The sequence below is a fragment of the Nocardioides sp. Soil796 genome, from assembly GCF_001429525.1.
In the GTDB taxonomy this organism is placed as follows: domain Bacteria; phylum Actinomycetota; class Actinomycetes; order Propionibacteriales; family Nocardioidaceae; genus Nocardioides.
Genome location: NZ_LMSQ01000002.1, coordinates 51,241 through 66,364 on the forward strand (window position 1 = coordinate 51,241; position 15,124 = coordinate 66,364).

General features: G+C 70.9%; 12 protein-coding genes. 5 read left to right on the forward strand and 7 right to left on the reverse strand.

Annotation, left to right across the window (positions count from 1 at the left end; all coding sequences use genetic code 11):
• Nucleotides 1-27: 27 nt before the first annotated feature.
• From ASH02_RS00895 to ASH02_RS00905, 3 genes are read right to left on the reverse strand one after another with little or no spacing between them, the layout of a single operon-like run.
• Nucleotides 28-945, reverse strand: coding sequence for a hydroxymethylglutaryl-CoA lyase (locus tag ASH02_RS00895; RefSeq protein WP_056684427.1), 918 nt, complete (start codon nucleotides 943-945; stop codon nucleotides 28-30).
• Nucleotides 942-2,858: an acetyl/propionyl/methylcrotonyl-CoA carboxylase subunit alpha gene (locus ASH02_RS00900; RefSeq protein WP_056684425.1), complete on the reverse strand. Its 1,917-nt coding sequence runs from the start codon at nucleotides 2,856-2,858 to the stop codon at nucleotides 942-944. Before ASH02_RS00900 ends, ASH02_RS00895 begins: the two co-directional genes overlap by 4 nt.
• A gap of 4 nt (nucleotides 2,859-2,862) precedes the next feature.
• The gene (locus tag ASH02_RS00905) at nucleotides 2,863-4,455 is read right to left on the reverse strand and encodes a carboxyl transferase domain-containing protein (RefSeq protein ID WP_327152741.1); all 1,593 of its coding nucleotides are present in this window, start codon (nucleotides 4,453-4,455) and stop codon (nucleotides 2,863-2,865) included.
• Nucleotides 4,456-4,572: 117 nt separating this feature from the next.
• On the opposite strand from ASH02_RS00905, the gene ASH02_RS00910 reads away from it, so the two are divergent.
• From ASH02_RS00910 to ASH02_RS00920, 3 genes are all read left to right on the forward strand, one after another.
• Nucleotides 4,573-5,118, forward strand: coding sequence for an SACE_7040 family transcriptional regulator (locus ASH02_RS00910; RefSeq protein WP_056684422.1), 546 nt, complete (start codon nucleotides 4,573-4,575; stop codon nucleotides 5,116-5,118).
• Between the two features lie 42 nt (nucleotides 5,119-5,160).
• On the forward strand, nucleotides 5,161-5,739 hold the full coding sequence (locus ASH02_RS00915) for a class I SAM-dependent methyltransferase (protein WP_056684418.1): 579 nt from the start codon (nucleotides 5,161-5,163) through the stop codon (nucleotides 5,737-5,739).
• 273 nt (nucleotides 5,740-6,012) lie between these two features.
• Complete coding sequence (locus ASH02_RS00920; RefSeq protein WP_056684415.1) at nucleotides 6,013-6,924, forward strand: MBL fold metallo-hydrolase; 912 nt, start codon at nucleotides 6,013-6,015, stop codon at nucleotides 6,922-6,924.
• A gap of 96 nt (nucleotides 6,925-7,020) precedes the next feature.
• On the opposite strand, the gene ASH02_RS00925 is transcribed toward ASH02_RS00920, so the two are convergent.
• The 4 genes from ASH02_RS00925 to ASH02_RS00940 all read right to left on the reverse strand — a co-directional run bounded on the left by ASH02_RS00925 (nucleotide 7,021) and on the right by ASH02_RS00940 (nucleotide 13,174).
• Nucleotides 7,021-7,722 carry an SWIM zinc finger family protein gene (locus tag ASH02_RS00925; protein WP_056684412.1) on the reverse strand — a complete coding sequence of 234 codons (702 nt, stop codon included), beginning with the start codon at nucleotides 7,720-7,722 and terminating at the stop codon, nucleotides 7,021-7,023.
• Nucleotides 7,719-10,442, reverse strand: coding sequence for a DEAD/DEAH box helicase (locus tag ASH02_RS00930; RefSeq protein WP_057294110.1), 2,724 nt, complete (start codon nucleotides 10,440-10,442; stop codon nucleotides 7,719-7,721). The genes ASH02_RS00925 and ASH02_RS00930 overlap by 4 nt, the downstream gene beginning before the upstream one ends.
• Before the next feature lie 119 nt (nucleotides 10,443-10,561).
• Nucleotides 10,562-11,668 (reverse strand): hypothetical protein, encoded by a 1,107-nt coding sequence (locus tag ASH02_RS00935; RefSeq protein ID WP_057294111.1) that lies wholly within the window; start codon nucleotides 11,666-11,668, stop codon nucleotides 10,562-10,564.
• Between the two features lie 51 nt (nucleotides 11,669-11,719).
• The gene (locus ASH02_RS00940; RefSeq protein WP_057294112.1) at nucleotides 11,720-13,174 is read right to left on the reverse strand and encodes a M28 family peptidase; all 1,455 of its coding nucleotides are present in this window, start codon (nucleotides 13,172-13,174) and stop codon (nucleotides 11,720-11,722) included.
• 158 nt (nucleotides 13,175-13,332) lie between these two features.
• On the opposite strand from ASH02_RS00940, the gene ASH02_RS00945 reads away from it, so the two are divergent.
• Together ASH02_RS00945 and ASH02_RS00950 are read left to right on the forward strand one after the other, a co-directional pair.
• Entirely contained in the window at nucleotides 13,333-14,457 is a 1,125-nt protein-coding gene (locus ASH02_RS00945) for a GTP-binding protein (RefSeq protein WP_057294113.1), read from the forward strand.
• A 30-nt stretch (nucleotides 14,458-14,487) separates the two neighbouring features.
• Complete coding sequence (locus ASH02_RS00950; RefSeq protein WP_056684399.1) at nucleotides 14,488-14,982, forward strand: glutathione peroxidase; 495 nt, start codon at nucleotides 14,488-14,490, stop codon at nucleotides 14,980-14,982.
• Nucleotides 14,983-15,124: the final 142 nt, after the last annotated feature.

Below are 15,124 nucleotides of genomic sequence, written 5' to 3' on the forward strand. Positions count from 1 at the left end.
GCACGCGTCATGACAGCACCGCACCCGTCATGACAGCGCGGTGACCACCCGCGAGGGGCTGGGCCGTCCGAGGTGTCCGGCCATCCAGGTGCTGGTCGCGACCAGCGCCTCGAGGTCGACCCCGGTCTCGATGCCGAGTCCGTGGAGCATCCAGACGAGGTCTTCCGTGGCCAGGTTGCCCGTGGCGCTCTCGGCGTACGGGCAGCCGCCGAGGCCGCCCGCGCTGGCGTCGAACGTCGTCACGCCGGCCTCGAGCGCGGCGTACGCGTTGGCCAGCGCCTGGCCGTAGGTGTCGTGGAAGTGGACCGCAAGGTGGTCGACGCCGAGGCCAGCTTCGTCGAAGGCGCCGATCAGCCGCTTCACGTGGCCGGCGGTGCCGACGCCGATCGTGTCGCCCAGGCTGAGCTGGCTGGCGCCGAGGTCGAAGAGCCGCTTGCCGACGCCGACGACCTGCTCGACCGGCACGTCGCCCTCCCACGGGTCGCCGAAGCACATCGACACGTAGGCGCGCACGTCCATGCCGGCCTCGCGGGCCCGGCGTACGGTCGGCTCGAACATCGCGAACTGCTCGTCGAGGCTGCGGTTGAGGTTCTTGGTGGCGAAGGTCTCCGTGGCGCTGCCGAAGATAGCGATGTGCTTGAGACCCAGCTCGAGCGCCCGGTCGAGGCCACGCTCGTTGGGCACCAGCACGGGCAGCTCCGGATTGGCCAACCCCTCCATCAGCTCCTTGGCGTCGGCCAGCTGCGGCACCCACGTGGGGTGCACGAAGCTGGTCGCCTCCACGATCGGGAGCCCTGCGTCGAGGAGCCGCCGGATGAACTCGGCCTTCACCTCGGTCGGCACGATCGCCTTCTCGTTCTGCAGGCCGTCGCGGGGTCCGACCTCCCAGATGGTGACCCGGTCGGGCATCGGCGAAGAGCTCTCGACGCGTTGCGGTTGCCTCATGCGCTTGCCTCCACTTCGAAGAGTACGGCGCCCAACGGCACCTGCTCGCCGACCTTCGGGTGCACGGCGACGACGGTGCCGTCGAAGGGCGCCTTGAGGGCGAGCTCCATCTTCATCGCCTCCATGGTGCCGAGCACGTCGCCCTCCTTGACCTCCTGGCCGCTGGTGGCGTTGACCGCCAGGACGGTGCCGGGCATCGGGGCGAGCAGGGTGCCGTCACCGACCACGGGCCCGTGGTCGCCGAACACGTCGGGGCGTTCGAAGTTGAAGCGCTGCCCACGCAGGGCGACGTCGATACCGTGCTCCTGGGCGTTGACGACGGCGTCGATGCGTTGGCCGTCGACCCGCAGGCTGGCGACGTGGTCGGCCATCGAGCGCTCGACCACACGGGTGTCGTCGACCAGTCCTGCGGCGCGGTCGACGCGGACCACCTGGTCGAGCTCGACCAGGGTGGGTACGGCGGGGCCGCCGTCACGCCATCCGTCGGCCATCAAGGGTCCGGGCCTCTCGACCAGGCGGGCGATCGCCACGTCGGTCCACGCCGCGATGGTGCGGGCCAACGACGGATCCGGCGCAGTCGGCGGGTGGCGGTCGAGCCAGGCCGAGTCGATCTCCGCGTCGCGGAACGCGTCGCTCTCGGCGATCTCGCGCAGGAAGCCGGTGTTGGTGGTCAGGCCCAGGATCGAGGTGCGCTCGAGCGCCGTGACCAGCTGGCGACGGGCCTCCTCGCGGTCCTTGCCGACGGCGATCACCTTGCCGAGCATCGGGTCGAAGCTGGTGGAGACGACCTGGTTGCTCTCCAGCGCCGCGTCGACGCGCATGCCGTCCCGGGTGCCCTCGAACGGCGGCACCGGCCAGCGCACGAGGGTGGCGTTGCCGGCCTGGGGAAGGAAGCCCGAGTAGGGGTCCTCCGCGTAGACGCGGGCCTCGATCGCGTGGCCGTCGAGCCAGAGGTCGTCCTGCGTGAACGGCAGCTCCTCGCCCGACGCGACCGCCAGCTGCACGGCCACGAGGTCGACCTTGTCGCCGCTCGGCGTACAGGCCACGACGGACTCGGTGACCGGGTGCTCGACCTGGAGGCGGGTGTTCATCTCCAGGAAGTAGGCCTCGCCGGTGTCGGCGTCGAGGAGGAACTCGACCGTTCCGGCGTTGACGTAGCCGACCTGCTTCGAGAGGGCGACCGAGGCGCCGGTGATCAGCGCACGGGTGGCCTCGTCGATGGTGGGCGCGGGGGCCTCCTCGAGCACCTTCTGGTGGCGCCGCTGCGTGGAGCAGTCGCGCTCGAAGAGGTGGACGACGTTGCCGTGGGAGTCGGCCATCACCTGCACCTCGATGTGGCGACCGCGCTCGACGTACTTCTCGATCAGCATGGTGTCGTCGCCGAACGACTTCGCGGCCTCACGCTTCGCGGCGGCGACCGCGGCCTCGAACTCGTCGGCCGCGCGCACGATGCGCATGCCCTTGCCGCCCCCGCCGGCCGCAGCCTTGACCAGGATCGGGTAGTTCATCGAGGCCGGGTCGTCGTCGATGCCGTAACTCGGCACGACCGGCACGCCGGCCGCGATCGCGACCTCGCGAGCGGCGTCCTTGCGGCCCATCCGGTCCATCACGTCGGCGCTCGGGCCGACCAGGGTGAGCCCGGCCTGCTCGACCGCGCGGGCGAACTCTGCGCGTTCCGACAGGAAGCCGTAGCCCGGGTGGATGGCCTCGGCGCCGGAGTCCTTCGCGGCCTGCACGACCGCGTCGATGTCGAGGTAGGCCTCGACCCGGACGGCGTGGTCGGCCTCACGGACGTGCGGCGCCGTGGCGTCGAGGTCGGTGTGGATCGCGACGGTCCGGATGCCGAGGGCGCGGGCGCTGCCGATGACGCGCAGCGCGATCTCGCCACGGTTGGCGATCAAAAGAGTCTTCACCTGTTCACATCCTGAAGATTCCGTAGGAGGGCTCGGGCACCGGCGCGTGCGCGGCGGCGGCCAGGCCCAGGCCGAGCACGCGGCGCGTGTCGGCGGGGTCGATCACGCCGTCGTCCCAGATGCGCGCGGTGGAGTAGTAGGGCGAGCCCTGGGCTTCGTACTGGTCGCGGATCGGCGCCTTGAACTGCTCCTCCTCGTCGGCCGACCACTCGCCGCCCTTGGCCTCGATGCCGTCGCGCTTGACCGTGGCCAGCACGCTCGCGGCCTGCTCGCCGCCCATCACCGAGATGCGCGCGTTGGGCCACATCCACAGGAAGCGCGGGTCGTAGGCCCGGCCGCACATGCCGTAGTTGCCGGCGCCGAACGAGCCACCGATGACCACGGTGAACTTGGGTACGACGCTGCACGCCACCGCGGTGACCAGCTTGGCGCCGTCCTTGGCGATGCCGCGGTTCTCGTACTCGCGACCGACCATGAAGCCGGTGATGTTCTGCAGGAAGACCAGCGGGATCTTGCGCTGGTTGCACAGCTCGATGAAGTGCGCGCCCTTGAGGCTGGACTCGCTGAACAGGATGCCGTTGTTGGCCACGATGCCCACCGGGTGACCCCAGATGCGGGCGAAGCCGCAGACCAGCGTCTCGCCGTAGTACTGCTTGAACTCGGTGAACCGGCTGGCGTCGACGACGCGGCGGATCACCTCGCGGACGTCGTACGGCGTGCGGGTGTCGCTCGGCACCACGTCGTACAACGTCTCGGGCGCCTCGTGCGGCTCCTCCGGCTCGAGCACCTCCCACGGCGTGGAGGTGGGCCTCGGCACAGTCTCGATGATGCCGCGCACGATGGCCAGCGCGTGGGCGTCGTCGTTGGCGAGGTGGTCGACCACGCCGGACTTGCGGGCGTGCACGTCGCCGCCGCCGAGGTCCTCCGCGGTGACGACTTCCCCGGTCGCCGCCTTCACCAGGGGCGGGCCGCCGAGGAAGATCGTGGCCTGGTTCTTCACGATCACGGTCTCGTCGGACATGGCGGGCACGTAGGCGCCGCCGGCGGTGCACGAGCCCATCACCGAGGCGATCTGCGGGATGCCCTCGCCGCTCATGTTGGCCTGGTTGAAGAAGATGCGGCCGAAGTGCTCCTTGTCGGGGAAGACGTCGTCCTGCATCGGCAGGAACGCGCCGCCGGAGTCGACCAGCGAGATGACCGGGAGCTTGTTGGCGCGGGCGATCTCCTGCGCGCGCAGGTGCTTCTTGACCGTCATCGGGTAGTAGGTGCCGCCCTTGACCGTCGCGTCGTTGGCGATGATCACGCAGGTGCGGCCGCTGACCTGGCCGAGGCCGGTGACGATGCCGGCGCTGGGCACGGCGTTCTCGTCACCCTCCTTGCCGTACATGCCGGTCGCGGCCAGGGCACTGAACTCGAGGAAGGGACTGCCCGGGTCCAGGAGCCTGTTGACCCGCTCGCGCACCAGCAGCTTGCCGCGGTCGGTGTGCTTGGTGCGGGCCGCCTCGTTGCCACCGGCGCCGTCGTTGCGTACGGCGGCCAGGCGGTCGCGCAGCTCGTCGACGGCAGCCCGCAGGCCTCCGGACTCGGTGTCGGTCACGTGCCCTCCCAGAAGATCTTGTTGGTTAATGATCATTAACCGTTGCTTAGGCTACGACACAACCGAGGATTGCGCACCCTCGTCGTCCTGAACAGTGCGTGGCCTACTCTGTCGCGCATGAGCCGACGCGAACAGATCCTCGCCACCGCGGCGACGCTGTTCGCCGAACGTGGCTTCCACGGGGTCTCGGTCGGCGAGCTCGGCGCAGCGTGCGGCATGAGCGGCCCCGCGCTCTACAAGCACTTCCCGGCCAAGGACGCGATCCTCGCCGAGATGCTGGTCGCGATCAGCGAGGAGCTCCTCAGCGTCGGGCGCTCTCGAGTGGCCGCGTCGACCGACCCGCGCTCGGCCCTGGAAGCGCTGATCGACTGGCACATCTCCTTCGCGTTGGCCAACAAGGCGCTGATCGTCGTACAGGACCGGGACTGGGCCTCGCTGCCTGCCGAGGCGCGCGAGAAGGTCCGCACCCTCCAGCGGTCGTACGTCGACCTGTGGGCCGGCGAGCTGCGCAAGGCCGACGACTCGTTGACCCTGGTCGCGGCCCGGGCCAGGGCCCACGCCACGTTCGGCCTGCTCAACTCGACGCCGCACAGCGCCTTCCTGCCGGAGAAGGAGATGCGCCGACTGCTCCAGGACATGGCCGCCCGCGCGCTCGGCCTCTGACCGAGCCGGGTGGCCGTCCGTCGGCGTGGGAGACTCGGGAGCGTGAGCACCAGGTGGTTCGACGAGCGGTCCCTCGAGCAACGTGAGGACTACAGCCAGCGGTTCGTGAAGATCGCGGCCCAGGGCAAGGACGTCGACGGCGAGGCCAGGTTCACCGACGCGATGGCGAAGCGCGGCTCCCGGATCCTCGATGCGGGCTGCGGTGCCGGACGGGTCGCCGCCGCACTCGCCCGGGTCGGGCACGACCTGGTCGGCGTCGACGCCGATCCGCTGCTGATCGAAGCGGGCCACGAGCAGCACCCCGACGTACGCCTGGAAGTGCTCGACCTCGTCGACCTGACGCCGTCGCTCGGCACCTTCGACGTGATCGTGTGCGCCGGCAACGTGATGGTCTACGTCGACCCGGGCTCCGAGCCGCGGGTGCTGGCGGCGATGGCCTCTGTGCTGGTGCCGGGCGGCCGGGCGGTGTTCGGCTTCCACCTCGACCGGCCCTACTCGACCTCCGATCTCGACCGTGACGCGTCCGCTGTCGGTTGGACCCTCGAGCACCGCTTCGGCACCTGGGAGCTCGATCCCTTCACCGATGCCTCCGACTGGGCGGTCTCGGTCTACCGCGGTTGACCCGGCCCGTCGTCCAGCCCGAGCCAGCCGTCGACAGGCGCTGAGCGGATCCCCGGCCTCGCGCGTAGGTCCCCAGAGAGTCCATCGCGCGCTCGGTCGGCCGGGCCGATTGGCCTCGAATGCTGACCGCAGAGGGGGCCAATCGGATCGGCAGATGCAGCGAGACACCGACCTGGCCGTCGCCGTGAGCCCAACGCACACCCGACAGCACGCCCGCTGCGGAAGGACGTCGACACGGTCCTCCTCGGTCGGTCCAAGGTCTAGCCTCGGGCCATGCGCCTTCGCTTCGGACGCCCGGACCTCGCCCAGTACGCCGACCGGTTCGACGTACCTGCTGCGGACAGTGACCTCTCGGTGACCTTCCTGGGAGTGGCCACCCTGCTGGTCAGCGACGGCGAGACCTCGTTGATGACCGACGGGTTCTTCAGCCGGCCGAGCCTGCCCAGGGTGGCGCTGCGCGCGTTGAACCCGGACGACTCACGCATCGACACTGCGTTGAACCGGGTCGGCGTCGACCGACTGGCCGCCGTACTGCCGGTGCACAGCCACTTCGACCATGCGATGGACTCCGCCGTCGTCGCTGAGCGCACCGGTGCGCAGCTGGTCGGCGGCACCTCGACCGCGAACATCGGGCGCGGCCACGGACTGCCCGAGTCACGCATCGACGAGGTGGCGCCGGGCGACTCGCTGACCTTCGGCGACTTCACGCTCACCCTGGTCGAGAGCCACCACTGCCCACCGGACCGCTATCCGGGCACGATCGACACTCCCGTGGGTACGCCGGCCCGCGCGTCGGCGTACAAGTGCGGCGAGGCGTGGTCGACGTTCATCCGGCACGCGTCGGGGCGTTCGGTGCTCGTCCAGGGCAGCGCCGGGTTCGTCCCCGGTGCCCTCGCAGAGCAGAGCGCGGACGTCGTCTACCTCGGCGTCGGTCAGCTCGGGGTCCAGTCCGAGGAGTACATGACCACGTTCTGGCAGGAGACGGTGCGCGCGGTGGGCGCCCGACGCGTGGTCCTGATCCACTGGGACGACTTCTTCAGGCCGCTCGACGAGCCGATGCGGGCACTGCCCTACGCCGGTGACGACCTCGACGAGACGATGCGGGTGCTCGACCCGTTGGCGCGTGCCGACGGCGTCGACCTGCACTTCCCGACGGTGTGGCGTCGCGAGGACCCCTGGGCCTGAACCGACCACCAAGAATCCACGGTTCGGACGTCCAGAACCCACGGCTCGCGCATCAAGAATTGCAGGTTCGCGACGCAAGGATTGACGGTTCGTGGGTCAGAGGAGGTGGTCGACGTCGGCGCCTTCTTCGAGCAGCTCCAACACGCGTGCGGCCCGAAGGGCAGCATCGACTCCCACGTCGACATCCGCGAGAAGCTCGGGGTCTGCGCCGCCTTCCGCTGACTGGGGTTCCGTCTCGGCGCTCTGCACCTGGCGGGCGTGCAGCTGGGCGAGCAGCTCCTCGCGCGGGAGGCCGCGCAGGTGGAGCAGGGCCAGGGCGTCGTCGTCGATCAGCCAGGTGAACTGGGTCAGCACGGCGAGGCCGTGCACGCACGGCTGGGCCCACGCCTCGCAGCTGCACTCGGCCGACAGCTCCCCGCCGTACGGCAGCAGCTCGACGCCGGCGTCCTCGGCGTCCTCGACCAGCTGGTGCGGGAGGTCGCCGTCGAGCAGCCGGGCGATGCGCCCGGACTCGGCGGCCACCAGCTCGACGAACGTGGCGATGCCCTCACCCGACAGGGTGGGCATCGCGATCTGGACCGTCCAGGCGTCGTCCCCCTGCTGCACCGCGGCGAAGAGGCTGCCCCGGTCGAGGGTCAACGCGCCGACGTGCCCGCCCCGGGCCAGGGCTCGGCCGGTGCGCAGGTCGGTGAGGTGGTAGGCCGCCTCCTCGACGGCCCGCGACCAGGCCTTGCTCCACCACGGAGCTGACCTGGTCGAGCGGCGCGGGGCGAACCGGGGATGGGTGACCGCGCTCAATCGGTGCTCCGCAGGGTGACCAGGTCGCGCAGGTCGTCGTTGCTCAGCTCGGTCAGCGCCGCCTCGCCGCGGGCCAGCACCGAGTCGGCCAGTGCCCGCTTGCGGGTCAGCAGCTCGGCGATGCGCTCCTCGATCGTGCCGCGGGTGATCAGCCGGTGCACCTGCACCGGCCGGGTCTGTCCGATGCGGTAGGCCCGGTCGGTGGCCTGCTCCTCGACGGCGGGGTTCCACCAGCGGTCGAAGTGGATGACGTGGTCGGCCGCGGTCAGGTTGAGCCCGGTGCCGCCGGCCTTGAGCGAGAGCAGGAAGACCGGCACCTCGCCCCGCTGGAAACGGTCGACCATCGCCGAACGCTCCTGCACGAGCGTGCCGCCGTACAGGAACTGGGTCGGGACGCCGGTGTGCGCCAGGTGCTGCTCGAGCAGCCGCGCCATCTGCACGTATTGGGTGAAGATCAGCACCGCGCCCTCCTCGGCGAGCACGGTGCCGAGGAGCTCGTCGAGCAGGTCGAGCTTCTCGGAGCGACCGGCGAGGCGGGAGCTGGCCTGCTTGAGGTAGTGCGCCGGGTGGTTGCAGATCTGCTTGAGCCCGGTCAGCAGCTGGAGCACGAGGCCGCGGCGGGCGTGCTCGTCGGCCTGCTCGATGCGCTCCATCGACTCGCGCACCAGCGTCTCGTAGAGCACCGCCTGCTCGCGGGTGAGCTGGAGCGGGTGGTCGGTCTCGGTCTTGGCCGGCAGCTCGGGCGCGATCCCGGGGTCGGACTTGCGACGGCGCAGCAGGAACGGCTCGATCAGGTCGGCGAACTGGCGCGCCTTGGTCGGCTCGAGGCCGGACTCGATCGGGCCGGCCCACACCTTGCGGAACGCGTTGCGCGAGCCGAGCAGCCCGGGGATCGCCCAGTCGAGGATCGCCCACAGCTCGGTCAGGTTGTTCTCGACCGGGGTGCCCGACAGGGCGATGCGGGCCTGGCCGTCGATCGTGCGCAGCGCCCGGGCCGTGGAGGACTGCGGGTTCTTCACGTGTTGCGCTTCGTCGGCGACCACGAGGTCCCACTCGACACCGGCCAGCTCTCGCTTGCCCTTCGGCTGTCCGTCGGCGCGCATCGTGCCGTACGTCGTGAGCACGAAGCCCGATTCCAGCCCCTCGAGGGTGCGCTGGCCGCCGTGGAAGCGGCGTACGTCGACTCCGGGGGCGAAGCGGTTGATCTCGGCCTCCCAGTTGCCCAGCAGTGAGGCCGGGCAGACCACCAGCACCGGTCCGGTGTGGCCGCACTCGAGTCGGTGCAGGTGGAGCGCGATCACGGTGATCGTCTTGCCCAGGCCCATGTCGTCGGCCAGGCAGGCACCCAGGCCGAGGGAGCTCATCTCGGCCAGCCAGGTCAGGCCGTGCAGCTGGTAGTCGCGCAGCGTGGCCCGCAACGCGGATGGCGCGGCGAGCGGATCGCGGGTGGCGGCAGTGCGGATGCGCTCGCGTACCTTCTCGAGCGTCGCCCCGACGATCACCGACGTGTCGACCTCGTCGACGGCGATCGTGCCGGTCAGGGTGGCGGCCAGGGCCTGGGCCGGCCTGGCGGTGCTGATCAGCCGCTTCTTGGCCCGCTTGGCGACCTTGGGGTCGACCAGCATCCAGTTGTCGCGCAGCTTGATCACCGGGCTGGTGGCGGCGGCCAGCTCGTCCATCTCGGCCTCGGTGAGCGGGTCGCCGTGCAGGGCCACCTGCCAGTTGAAGCTGAACAGCGCGTCGGTGCCGAAGAGCCCGTCGACCAACGGCTCCTCCTGCTTGCCGCCCCCGGGCCGAAGGACCGCGCGGGTGGTCAGGTCACGCCCGAGCGAGCGTGGGAAGAGCACGTCGACCCCCCGGGCCTGGAGCGCGCTCAACCCGTCGTCGAGCAGGCTGGCGACCTCGATCGAGTCGAGGGTGATCTGGTCGGGGACGCGCAGCTCGAGGAGTCGCTCGAGCACCGGCCAGGCCTCGGCCGCGGCCCGGAGCGCCTGACTGGCATGGATGTGGGCGCGCGAGCCGAAACCGTGGGTGGCGTCGGCCGGGCGCTCGGTCCACAGCCGCGCGGCGTCGGCGAAGTGGAGCGGATTCTGCTCGTCGTGCACCTGGAGCACGAGGCGCACGGAGCCGCCGATCAGCTCCTCCTCGTCGGCCTCGATGCGCAGCCCCAGGGAGACGAGGTGGGGCAGGTCGTCGGGCCGGGCCAGCCGCGACACCCGCTCCTGGATGCGGGCGGTGACGTCGGCGTGCGGAGCCCTGCGCTTCAGGCCGCCGGGACCTCCACTGCCGATGCCGGTGGGGCGCGCGGGTCGTCGTACGGACGTGGAGGACGGGGCGGAGCGGGCCATCGCGTCGGCGACGGCGTGCACCACACCTCGCACGAGGCCGAGCGGGTCGGTGGTGCCGTCGTGGTCGCGGGACTCCGCGAGCAGGCGCAGCCGCTCCTCGTCGGCGTGCTCGAGCGTCGCGATGCGCCAGCCGCCGGTGCCGGGCTCGAGCTTGCCGGCAGCCACGAACTGCATGCCGAGCAGCGCCGCACCGGCCAGCAGACCCACACTCGGGTGCACGTCGTCGCGGCCGCGGGCCCGGGTCAGGACCGGAAGGGCGGCCCGCATCGGCAGGCTGACCGTGCGCCGGTCGTCACTGAACTCGACCACGCTGTCGCGGGCCGGGTCGGCGACGTGGAAGGTCGCCGGTCCGGTGACGGGGACGAAGCTCAAGCGGGGCCTCCCAGGTGGCCGAGGTGCGGGCTGCCGACGTTAGCCGGTGCAGCCGACAGTGTGCCGTGCCCGCACAAGCCACCTCGTCCCTGTCGCCGCCGGGAAGCGAACGGGTCCGCTCAGACGGGAGGCCGGGTCGGCGCCTGGCGGTTGTTCGGCAGCATGCCCAGCGCCCGGCCGACGGCCAGCGCGAGACCGATGGCGCCGAGCGCGGCCAGCACGACACCCCACCAGGTCGGGTGCTCGACCGCGAGCGCGAACGTGGCAGCGGGAAGGATCGAGGTCAGCATCGCCAGGATGAGCACGCGGTAGCCGTCGTGGCCGCGCAGCCACCAGGCGGCCGCCCAGACGAGCGTGAGGATCGCTCCGAAGACGAGCAGGAACCACACGTCGTTGGTGTAGGGGTTGTCCGGCTGCTTGGGCTCCCCTCCGTCCATCTCGTCGAACCCGGAGAACGCCATCGACACGGCAGCGATGGCGACGAGCGCCACCAGCGTGACCGCGTAGGCGCCGACCGCGAAGGAACCCACGATGAGCGCGGTCAGGTCACGGGTGGGCAGGAACCATCCAGCGACGGTGATCATCAGTGTGAAGACGAGGACGACGAGGCCGAGGGCGATGCCGAAGTTGTCGCCGTCGATGTCGTCGACGCCGTAGGTGTCGTCGAAGACCTGCACGTAGAGCAGGAAGATGCCGACGATGGCTGCGACCACGAACGCGGGCTGGCGGATCAGGTAGTAGCCGCCGGCGCAGAGCGCCACGATGACCACGCCGACGCCGTAGACGGCGAAGTCGTTGTCGTCCAGGCCGACGCCGATCATCTGGCCCACTCCGATGGCCCCGAGTGCACCGGGCCACGACATCAGGTTGGCCTTGCGCGCCGGGTCCTGCACGAGGAACCACCCGGCGGCGGCACCGGCCAGGAGGACGACTGTGGCACCGATGCCGACCAGGTAGTTCGACCAGTCGATGTCGCCGTCCTCGCGGGTCCACACGGTGGAGACGGCGACGGCCGCACTGAGCAGCGCCGTGCCGAAGACCACCAGGAGTACGTCGGGACGCAGCCACACCGGCACCAACGAGTTGGCGAAGAACGGCGCGCGTCCTGCGCCGGCACGCGTGGCGTCCAGCGCAGCCTGGGCCTGGTCGGGAGACAGCTGTCCGGCGGCCACGAGCTGGTTGAGCGCCTGGTACGTCGGGTCGTGCTGCTGCGGCATCTGCGTCATGACAGAACCTTCCCCCGGTGGCGCAGCGATCAAACGCGCGCCGCGCCGAGGTCACCCGGCAGAAGTGAGGGACACGTCGTCGATGACGAAGTCCGAGGCCAGGTAGGCGTCCTCGGTTCCCACGAAGGTGAGCGCCACCGACTGCCCGGCGTACGCCGACAGGTCGAGCGCGATGCTCCGGTAGTCGCCTGCGTCGAGGTTCGACCACGTGCCGAGCGTCGTGGAACCAGCCTTGACCCGGAGCGTGTCGTAGGCCTGGCCGGTGGTGTCCTCGTCGGTGTCGACCCTGAGCCAGAACGTGAGCCGGCCGGCGTCGGGCACGGTGACGGTCTGCGCGACGCTGTCGGTGTGCGCCCGGCCGTAGCCGTTGAGCCACGCCTTGCCCGAACCGCCGTGCGCGGACTGGTCGAGGTCGGTGGTGACCACGCCGTTGGTGGCCTGCCATCCGGTGGTGCCGTCCTCGAAGCCGCCGTTGGTGATCGCGTCGTCGCCGGTCGGCGGCTCCGTCGTGCCGCCACCGAAGTCGTGGTCGGCCCACGCCCACAGGGTGTCCGCGATCAGGTCGGCGTTCAGGTCGAGTGCCGCGGTGTCGAGGTTGTCGATGTCGTCGCAGGCGGAGTGGTAGCACGGGTCATAGGCCTGCCCGGCCTGCCCGCCCCACTTCGCGGCCTGCGTCGAGGTCTTGGTGCCCTCGGCGCCGGAGAACGTGCCGGCGGTGGGAATGCCGCGTTGCATGAACGCGGCGTGGTCGGAGCGACCGTCGACGTCGATGTAGTCGGAGTCGATGCCGGCCGCGTCGTACGACGCGGTCAGGCTGTCGCGCAGTTCGGTGCCGTTCGCGTCGTCGTCGTAGACGAAGTAGCCGGGGTTCGGCGAGCCGACCATGTCGAAGTTGAAGTACGCCGCCAGGTCGTCGACCTCCACTGTCGAGAGGCTGTCGACGTAGTGCGTGGAGCCGAGCAGACCGAGCTCCTCCGCGCCCCAGAATCCGAAGCGCACGTGGTTCGTCGGCTCCGCGCCGCTCTGCGCGAACGCGAGGGCGCTGGCCAGGATCGCTGCGGAGCCGGTGCCGTTGTCGTTGATGCCCGGCCCCTCGTCGACGCTGTCGAGGTGGCCGCCCATCATCACGGTGTTCGTCGGGTCGCCGCCCGGCCAGTCGGCGATCAGGTTGTACGACGTACCGGCCCGGGTGCTGAACGACTGCACCTCGGTGACGAACCCTGCGGCGTCGAGCTGGGCCTGGACGTAGTCGAGCGAGGCGCGGTAGCCGGGCTGCCCGGTGTAGCGGTTGCCGCCGTTGGCCTCGGCGATCGACTGGAACTCCTCGAGATGCGTGGTCACCGCGCTGAGCGGGATGTCCGGTGCGTCCGGCACGGCTGTCGGCTGAGGGTCGACAGTGGCGCTGCCGGGCCGGGCGGTGGCGCTGCCGGGCAGGGCAAGTGCGACTCCGGCGGCGAGGGTCGCGATGCCGGCCAGGGCCGCGATGCGAGTGCGTGCGGGTGTCATGCGGTGGATCCTCCCGAGTGGGGATGGCCGTCACCTCGACGGCCGGGTCGAGCCCAACACTCGGGTCTGGGCCGGAGTCCGGCAAGGCACCCGACCCCGTTAACTTTTGCCGCATCTCGGGTTGCGTTTGAGAACCATTCTCATTTAGGGTCGGGGCCATGCGTTCGTTCACCAGCCGCCAGACTCCCGTCGTCGTCCTTGCCGGCCTCACCCGTGAGGCCCAGGAGCCGGTCGAAGCCAGCCTCGCGTTCACCCTGCCCGACTCGGCCCTGGCCCGCTTCGAGCTCGACGTGATGGGCCAGACGATCACCCGGGTCGTCTCCGACGCGACCGGCATCCTCGAGCGCGAGACCGTGCCCCTCGACCACGCGTGCCTCTCCTGCGCACTGCGCCACGAGATCGTGCCGACGCTGGCCCGCCTGTCCGAAGCGGGTCGCTGGGCCTCACTGGTGCTGAGCCTCCCGCCGGCCGCCCACACCTCGGCACTCACCGCGGCCCTGCCGCCGATGCTCGAGCGCCGGCCCCTGCTGACCATGGGCGCGGTCGTCGCCGCCCTCGACGGGTCCCGCCTGCTCGACGACCTGTGCGGCGACGATCTCCTGCGCGAGCGCGACGACCAGCGCCACGCCGGCGACATCCGCGCCGTGGGCGAGGTGCTGGTCGACCTGCTCGGCGCTGCCGACCTGCTGGTGCTCGACGGCGCCGCTGACGACGTGGCCCGGGCCCTGGTCGACGAGGTGCGCGCCCCCGGCGCCGTGCTCGTCCCCGAGTGCACCGAGCTGACCGCCGGGCAGCTGCTCACCCCGGGCACCGCCCCGTCGTCGTACGACGCGCAGCAGCCGGCCTTCCTCCCCGCCCGGGTCGACGAGGACGGGGTCACCGACTGCACGTCACCCCTGGCCGAGGAGACAGGCGTCTGGACGGTGATGCTCGACTCCTGGCGGGCCTTCCACCCGCAACGACTGATGGACTCGATCGAGTCCCTCGGCGGTCACTCCTACATCGGTCGCGGCACCTTCTGGCTGCCCACCCATCCCGACAGCGTCGCACTGTGGGCCGGCTCCGGTGGCCAGCTGAGCATCGGCACCGCCGCGCACCGCCCCGTCCGCGGGCCCCGCACGCACCTGGTGATCACCGGATGCGACGAGCGGCGCGACCAGGTCCTCCACGACCTCGACGCCGCCCTGATGACCGACGCCGAGCTGGCCGCCGGCCTGGCCCGCTGGGTCGGTCGCGACGACGGCTTCGGCCCGTGGCTGGGTGCCCGCTCGGCCAGCGCCTGACTCCTTCCGGACTCCGGCTAGGCTCGCCGCATGAGCATCCTCGACGCCCCCATCGCCCGCCTCGACGGCACCAGCGCGACCCTCGGCGAGATCACCGGCGGCAAGCCCGCGCTGCTCGTCAACGTCGCCTCCAAGTGCGGGCTCACCCCGCAGTACACCGCTCTCGAGCAGCTGCACGAGCAGTACGCCGACCGCGGCTTCTCGGTCATCGGCATCCCGTGCAACCAGTTCGGCGGCCAGGAGCCCGGCACGTCGGACGAGATCGCCGAGTTCTGCTCCGCGACGTACGGCGTGACCTTCCCGATGACCGAGAAGGTCGAGGTCAACGGTGACGGCCGGCACCCGATCTACGCCGAGCTGGCCAAGGTGCCCGACGAGGAGGGTGAGGCCGGCGACGTGCAGTGGAACTTCGAGAAGTTCCTGATCGCCGCCGACGGCAAGGTCATCTCGCGGTTCCGTCCCGGCGTGACCCCCGACGACCAGCGCCTCGTCGACGGCGTGGAGCGGCTCACCTCGGGTTCCTGAGCCTTGCAGGTTTCCCCGGTGCACCGGGGAAACCTTCGCTCCCCACGGGACATCTGCCGTGGGGAGCGAATGTTCTCCGTGGGAGGTGAGTGAGGTCACGCCCCCGGACAGACAAAAGTAGGGTGCGCCGGACCTGAGCGCT